Source organism: Methanobrevibacter sp., from assembly GCF_045577275.1.
In the GTDB taxonomy this organism is placed as follows: Archaea; Methanobacteriota; Methanobacteria; order Methanobacteriales; family Methanobacteriaceae; genus Methanobrevibacter.
Genome location: NZ_JAZNIB010000154.1, coordinates 1 through 7,098, shown reverse-complemented (window position 1 = coordinate 7,098; position 7,098 = coordinate 1). Strand labels below are relative to the sequence as shown.

The window sequence follows — 7,098 nt, the reverse complement described above, 5'->3', positions numbered from 1 at the left end:
GCATCTTTCTTCTGTAACTCCTGGGTAGACGGTGGATTCGTAAACGATTATGTCTCCCTTTGAAATGCATTTTCCTGCAACTTCGCTTGCAGAATCAATGAATTTAAAGTCAGGAAGTTTTTTAGGAGTGATTGGAGTAGGCACTGCTATTACAAAAAAGGAAGCCTTTTTAAGTTCTTCAGGGTCTGATGTAAAATGAATGTTTGATTTTTTTAGGTTTTCGTATCCAACTTCTCCGGACAGGTCTTTGCCTTGCCTGTACTCTTGGATTTTTTCATCATCAATATCAAATCCGATCACATCGAATTTTTTGGAAAATAAGACTGCTAGGGGCAGGCCTACATATCCTAAACCTATAATTCCTATTGATTTATTTCTATTTATTAAATCCTGAAACATAAAAATCACGAAATTAATTATTGAGTAGTTTTCATCATTTATTAACTAAATCTCTTAGAATCTATTTTTAAACTAATTTCTTTTCATATTATGATATTATTTATTGAATTAATTTATTAAATCTTATGTTTTTTAAAAGTTTCAGTTCAAGTGAATTTTTCTTTTTTCTTATTATTTTTCAGTTCAAGTAAATTTTTCTTCTTTCTCATTATTTTTCAATTTAAATAAATATTTATCTTTATTTATTAAATTAAAATGTTTTTATAAGATTATAATCATTTTTAAGCAAAATTTATAAGTTAATTCCTGAATAAATTATATTATTTATTTAAATTTTTAATATTTCAAGTTTTAGTTTTATTTTTGGTGGTAAAATGGAAATAACAGATGAGAAAATATTTAAGGTTGCATTGATCACGTCTCTTGTGGGAATTATTGGGATGCTTGCTTTTGCATCTTATATTGAACCTAAGGAAATCCAAATAAAGGACATCACAAGAAATAATATAGGTGAGACAGTAGCTGTCACAGGAGTGGTTGAGTCAATAAAGGAATCTTCCAGTGGCAGTTCATGTTTCATAGAGTTGAATGATGGTTCAGGAAAGATAAATCTGATTGTTTTTGAATCGACTTTAGTTGAACTCAATGAGGCAGGGAATGATTTAAATAGTTTTAGGGATCATAAGGTGAAGGTTATCGGAAGCATAACCGAATATAAGTCATCAATGGAGTTGATTTTATCTAATTCAAATTCCATTAAACTGGTTTCCTAAGTTAATTTTTAATAAAATATTTAAACTTCATCAACAAAAATATATTTAGATTTAAACTAATTCAAATTACTTTATCATGTAATTTAATCGATTTAATTATTTATTTTATAAAGGTCATAAAATGGTGGAAAAAAGATTATTCGGTACATTTGGTGTAAGGAGAACTGCAAATGATGTTTTAACTCCAGAATTTGCTTCACGCCTGGCAGCAAGTTATGGATCAATTGTTCAAGGAACTGTAGCTATTGGAGGAGATACAAGGACAAGCACTCCGATGCTTAAATATGCAATCACCGCAGGTTTGCTTTCTTCAGGATGCGATGTTGTGGATTTGGGAATTCTTCCAACACCAGCTATTCAATATGCTGTAAGAAATTACTACGATGGTGGAATTATTGTAACCGCTTCCCACAACCCTCCAAAGTATAACGGTTTGAAATTTGTAGATGAGTTTGGTATAGGAACTCCGGACGATATGGAAATTGAAGTGGAAAAATTATACTTCGACAGTGAGCCTATTAGGGCTTCTTGGGATAAGATTGGGGAACGCTTCACCAACGACACTATAATTAAGGAGTATATTGCTGAAACCTTAAAGAGAGTTGACACAGAGGCAATCAGAAATAGAAAACTTAAGGTTGTAGTTGATTGCGGTTCAGGAGCAGGTAGCTTTACCGCCCCATATATTCTTAAGGAATTGGGATGTGAAGTGACAACCATCAATTGTCAAGCAGATGGATTTTTCCCAGGAAGGGATCCAGAACCTATTGAACCAAATCTCCAAGACTTGATTGCAACCGTTAAAAATTTAGGTGCAGATATTGGGCTCGCTCATGACGGTGATGCAGACAGGACCATTTGCATTGATGAGAAAGGAAACTTCATTTTAGGAGACAAGACCTTTGCACTTGTTGAAAAGCACATGCTAAAGGAAAATGGCGGAGGCATCATTGTCACTACTGTAGCTACTTCTCAAGCTATTTATGATATAGCAGAAGAGTTTGGCGGTGAAGTTATAGCTACTGCTGTTGGAGATTTGCTTGTTGCAAGAAAATTAAAGGATACTGATGGATTGTTTGGTGGAGAAGAAAATGGTGGTTTGATCTTCCCTGACTTTATCTATGGAAGAGATGCAGCTATGACTGTAGCAAAGATTCTTGAAATTCTTGTTAAAGAGGATAAGCCATTGTCTGAACTTGTAGCAGAGCTTCCAGTCTATTATCAGGAAAAATTGAAAGTGGAATGTCCAGATGATTTAAAGCAAGAAGTAATGAGCAAGATTGCAGATGAAATCAAGGAAACCACTGATTTTGAACTTGATACAACTGATGGTGTAAAAATCCTAAAAGATGATGGTTGGGTAATTATCAGACCTTCAGGTACTGAACCAATCTTCAGATGTTTTGCTGAATCTGATTCCCAGGAAAAAGCTGATGAAATGGCTAGTTGGGGAATCAGTTTAGTGGAAAAATACAAAAATTAATTAAAAATTTATTTAAACTATTGATTAGAGATTAATTTTAATTATTCTCTAAATTTTACTATTTTTGAGAATATGATTCCAGACAATAATAAATCAAAATTGATACTTATTTTAGTGATTATCTTAGCGATAGCTATTGTTTTCTTTGGCTATGCAGTATCTCTGAATAATTCAAACAATTCAGATGATGCTGTTATTGCTAATGCGGATAATGCAATCAGCATTGACCAATCATATCCTGATGGGCCTACAGCTGAAGCTAAAATAGATTCTTCTAATGTAAATTCCAAGCTTCTCGGCACTAATGACTTAGGTGCTGTAGAGTTGTTGGGACCTTTTGGAAACCCGAATTCAGAAATTAAGATAGCATATTCAATTGGTATGCATCCATTGGAAAGCAAGGCACATAAGGCATTGTTTGATACTGTTGTAGCAAAGAACAGTTCTTTGGATTATTGTTATTATATCTACAAGATTAATGTAACAAATTATGACACTGATGATGAAGGCAGAATGGATGGGCAGCTTCTTGCTCAGGAATTTGTGGCCCCCCACATCATCAACAATGATTATGACCTTTTTGTAGATGTTCACAGCAATAAGGGAATGATTTCAGGAACTTATGAAGAGACCAATTTTGTCTTTGCAGTGGGAAAGGATGAAAAGTCAGAAGCTTTTGTCCAAAAGATATTAAGTAAGATGCCAGAATTGGTTTATTATTTCCCAAGTGCCCAATCCAGCCCTCCTTACATTACTTTACCAGTGGAACAAGCCGGAACTCCGACAGTCAATTATGAAACATATTGTTATGAACCGATCAATACAACTTATGACTTGATGAATAAGTTTGTGGATGTCGTTGATGATTTAGAATTTTAAGATTTTTTAAGGGATGTGTGAAAATGTATAAGAAAGATTATTCTCAAGAGCCTACAGATGAAGCGAAAGTGGATTCCTCATTATATGATGCAGAATTAATTGGAGAAAATGATTTGGGGACTGTTCATCTTCATGGACCATTTGGAAATTCAGATTCCAATGTAAGAATAGCCTATTTGATTGGAATGCATCCAATGGAAAGCAAGGCTCATAGAGGATTGTTTGATACAATAGTTGAATATGATAAAAGGGATATCTTAAATTATTCTTATAATATTTACAATATTAATGTGATTGGAGAGCTTGATGCCAAAACAGAAGGTCGTATGGATGGACAGCTTCTTGCTCAAGAGTTTGTGGCACCTCATATAATCGATAATGAATATGATTTCTTTGCAGATATTCATAGCAATAAGGGATTGAAGGGACCTGGAACTTATGAGAAAACCAATTTTTTATTTGCTCCAGGATTTGATGATGAATCCACTGAATATCTAAATACTTTGCTTGACAATATTGAAGAATTGGTTTACTATGCTCCAGAGTATAGAACAAGCCCTGAATATATTACAGTTCCAGTTGCAAAAAGTGGAATTCCAACAATTGTTTATGAAACTTTTTCTTATGAACCTATGGAAAAGACATATGATTTAAGTGAAAAATTAGTTAAGGCTATTGACAATTTGGAGTTTTGATTTTCTTTAACTATATCAATAATTTTTAATTAATTTTTTCATTATTTTTTCTTGTTTTTCATAACAAATTTTCCTTTCATTATTTTAATTCTAGCTATTATTAAAATATAGTTATATATAGTAAACCTATTTTTAATCAATCATAATTTCAATTAAATCAATTCAAACCAATTTTTTATTTATTATCAATCTCATAATCTACATAAACTAATTAATTATCATAAAAGTAGTAAAAAATAGAAAAAAGTAGCATGGATAAAGTAAATAAAAATTTTAAAAAAATCAGTTACATATTTTCCAAGCATTCCATCTTTAAAACTCTTGCATCATCATTGGATGGATCTAAGGCAAGCACTTTAGTGAATAATATTTCAGCTTCATCAAATTTATCAAGTTCCATCAATACCACGCCTTTATTGAGTAAGAATGAAGTGTTTCTTGGTTCTAGTTCAATAGCTCTGTCATAACATTCAATTGCCTCTTCGAATCTACCAAGATCCAAAAGTGCATTTCCTTTTCTGTTTTGTGCAGTTGCATCTATTTCAGAATCTTCTAAACATAACTCTAGCGCTTTATCATATGACTCTAACGCTTCTTCAGGTCTTTCCATGTCTGTCAATACATTTCCACGTGCATTCCAAACTTCCGGGTTGCTGTCATCTATGGTGATCAGTTTGTCATAAACTTCCAACGCCTTATCGAATTCTGCCAAGATTTCTAAAATGAATCCTCTCCAGTAAAGAACAACAGGATTGTCAGGGTTGGCATTCAATGCACCATCACTTGCTTCAAGAGCTTCCTCTATATTACCGGAGTTAAGCATAGCTATTGCCTTATTGTTCCAAATGTATTCATTATCCCCTTCGATTTCAAGAGCCTTATCATAACATTCAATTGACTCATCGAAACGGTCAAGTCTGCTAAGATTGTCTCCTTTTTTGTTTAAAAGATAAACATCGTTAGGGTCTATCTTCAATGCGGCATTATAGCATAAAACAGATTTGTCATATTTTCCGGTATCAAAGAGAATATCTGCTCTTTGGGTTATCATCTCTTTTTGATCAATTTTTTCCCCTTTCCATTTATTGATGTCCAATTTTTCAAAATAGATTATCTGGAACAAATCGTCATCTGAGATTTTATTTGGATACATCTTTTTAAATTCCCTAACCATATCCGCGGAATCTTCGTATCCTTCTTCCTGAGCTAATTTATCATTGTTTTTTATATCTTTGAAAGGAACTGTCTTTACATCAATGACTTCCGCTTCAAAAATTTTCTTTTTTTCTTTGGAAGCTAAATTCCAATAACAATGAAGCCTATCTCCAACTTTTAAAGGTGTTTTCCATAATTTCCTTATAGTCATTGCTTTTTTATTTGTGATTATATTAATATTCTGACTTCCAAAGGACATAATTGGCATTTTATCACCCTTTTTATTGGAGACTAATTAAAAAAATAGTCTTTAAATAAATAATTAAGTTAATCTTAATATATAATTATCTTTATTGAAAAATTTATAAACTTATCTATTTATTTTCAAGAAAATAATTGATAAGTTGTGAATATGAATCTTAGATGCTTCTTTGACCAAATTCTGCAGTTTTTACGTTTATGTCTTGGTCTGGATGTGTCTCTTTGATTCTTCTTGCAATATCTTCCATGTCATGAGGATTAGGTTCTTCAGCTTCAGCTAAAGATTCATCCAAAACGCATCTGTTTCTGAATTGCTGTATTGTGTATAGGTCACAATCCACTTCATCAACTATTGTAAACAAGTCTTCTTCTGTAAGTAATTTCGGACAATAGGTTGTTCTGCATTCTAAGGTAATGTCATCATATTCATTTACGATTTCCATGGATTCCTTCACCTTATCTCCAATATCTGCATTGATGACATCTTTATATTTGTCAAAAGGAGCTTTGACATCCATAGCTACATAGTCAACCAATCCTAAATCCAAGACCTCTCTTAATCTGTCAGGGTAAACTCCGCTTGTATCCAATTTGGTCTTAAGCCCTATTTTCCTGACGTATTTGAAGATTTCAATCACATCTTCATATTGCACTAAAGGTTCTCCACCTGAAACCACAACAGCATCCATGAATAGTGCAGAATCATCAATCTTTTCATAAATCTCTTCCAAACTGATTTCAGTTCCCTCTTCCAATATTTCGCTGTTACTGCAATAAGGACACCTAAGAGGGCATTTTGCTAAAAATATTACAAATGACATATTTTTAGGATATTCAATTGATGATGTAACTGTTACACTATATTCCATTTTTTCATCTCGTAATTAATTTTAGTTTTTATTAGATCTTTTTATTTTATTTTATTCTTTTTCCAAAATTTTATTTTATTTTATTTTTTGATAATTATTCGTTTAGGATTTCTCTCATCACATCTAGGAATTTCTTATCTTCTTCCAATGTACATATGCTGATTCTGAAGTAATACTCATCCAATCCTTTAAAGGATGTGCAGTCTCTTACAATCATTCCTCTTTTCATGAACTCTCTTGTAAGTTCCGCTGCTGTAAATCCAGTATCGTGAATGTCAATCAGCATGAAGTTGGAATAGGATTTATAGACTTTGACGGATTTCATTTTTGATATCTCATCATATAGGAAATCTCTGCTTTCTATTCCGTCCTTAATGGATTTTTCAATGTATTCAGTGTCTCTAATTGTAGTGAGAGCTGCTACATAGGAAAGCTTTGTAAGGGAGAAAACAGGTTTGATTCTGTGCATGAATTCAATGATTTCCTTGCTTGAAATACCATAACCGATTCTCATACCTGCAAGGCCCATTACCTTAGACATTGTTCTAAGTATGAAAATGTTGTCATATTCATCCAAAAGGTTC

8 protein-coding genes are annotated in these 7,098 nt (G+C 32.6%); 4 read left to right on the top strand and 4 right to left on the bottom strand.

Features of this window, described 5'->3' with window-relative positions:
• A partial coding sequence (locus ACKI67_RS04600; RefSeq protein WP_407462226.1) for an NAD(P)-binding domain-containing protein occupies positions 1 to 399 on the bottom strand: 399 nt, incomplete at its 3' end.
• Positions 400 to 773: 374 nt separating this feature from the next.
• Here ACKI67_RS04600 and ACKI67_RS04595 point away from each other — a divergent pair.
• From ACKI67_RS04595 to ACKI67_RS04580, 4 genes are all read left to right on the top strand, one after another.
• Positions 774 to 1,172 (top strand): OB-fold nucleic acid binding domain-containing protein, encoded by a 399-nt coding sequence (locus ACKI67_RS04595; RefSeq protein WP_407462225.1) that lies wholly within the window; start codon positions 774 to 776, stop codon positions 1,170 to 1,172.
• Between the two features lie 121 nt (positions 1,173 to 1,293).
• On the top strand, positions 1,294 to 2,655 hold the full coding sequence (gene glmM, locus ACKI67_RS04590) for a phosphoglucosamine mutase (RefSeq protein ID WP_407462223.1): 1,362 nt from the start codon (positions 1,294 to 1,296) through the stop codon (positions 2,653 to 2,655).
• 72 nt (positions 2,656 to 2,727) lie between these two features.
• Positions 2,728 to 3,534: an adhesin gene (locus ACKI67_RS04585; RefSeq protein WP_407462222.1), complete on the top strand. Its 807-nt coding sequence runs from the start codon at positions 2,728 to 2,730 to the stop codon at positions 3,532 to 3,534.
• A gap of 23 nt (positions 3,535 to 3,557) precedes the next feature.
• Positions 3,558 to 4,229, top strand: a complete 672-nt coding sequence (locus tag ACKI67_RS04580; RefSeq protein ID WP_407462221.1) for an adhesin — start codon at positions 3,558 to 3,560, stop codon at positions 4,227 to 4,229.
• 286 nt (positions 4,230 to 4,515) lie between these two features.
• On the opposite strand, the gene ACKI67_RS04575 is transcribed toward ACKI67_RS04580, so the two are convergent.
• The 3 genes from ACKI67_RS04575 to ACKI67_RS04565 all read right to left on the bottom strand — a co-directional run.
• Positions 4,516 to 5,652 carry a tetratricopeptide repeat protein gene (locus tag ACKI67_RS04575; protein ID WP_407462220.1) on the bottom strand — a complete coding sequence of 379 codons (1,137 nt, stop codon included), beginning with the start codon at positions 5,650 to 5,652 and terminating at the stop codon, positions 4,516 to 4,518.
• Between the two features lie 151 nt (positions 5,653 to 5,803).
• Positions 5,804 to 6,514, bottom strand: a complete 711-nt coding sequence (locus ACKI67_RS04570) for an anaerobic ribonucleoside-triphosphate reductase activating protein (RefSeq protein WP_407462219.1) — start codon at positions 6,512 to 6,514, stop codon at positions 5,804 to 5,806.
• A 94-nt stretch (positions 6,515 to 6,608) separates the two neighbouring features.
• Positions 6,609 to 7,098 (bottom strand): aminotransferase class I/II-fold pyridoxal phosphate-dependent enzyme (locus ACKI67_RS04565; RefSeq protein WP_407462218.1); only part of this gene is annotated, 490 nt, incomplete at its 5' end.

What these genes read in the sequence shown, in the direction of transcription:
- ACKI67_RS04595 (WP_407462225.1), top strand. Translation starts at nt 774, where the DNA reads ATGGAAATAACAGATGAGAAAATATTTAAGGTTGCATTGATCACGTCT.
- glmM (WP_407462223.1), top strand. Translation starts at nt 1,294, where the DNA reads ATGGTGGAAAAAAGATTATTCGGTACATTTGGTGTAAGGAGAACTGCA.
- ACKI67_RS04585 (WP_407462222.1), top strand. Translation starts at nt 2,728, where the DNA reads ATGATTCCAGACAATAATAAATCAAAATTGATACTTATTTTAGTGATT.
- ACKI67_RS04580 (WP_407462221.1), top strand. Translation starts at nt 3,558, where the DNA reads ATGTATAAGAAAGATTATTCTCAAGAGCCTACAGATGAAGCGAAAGTG.
- ACKI67_RS04575 (WP_407462220.1), bottom strand. Translation starts at nt 5,652, where the DNA reads ATGCCAATTATGTCCTTTGGAAGTCAGAATATTAATATAATCACAAAT.
- ACKI67_RS04570 (WP_407462219.1), bottom strand. Translation starts at nt 6,514, where the DNA reads ATGGAATATAGTGTAACAGTTACATCATCAATTGAATATCCTAAAAAT.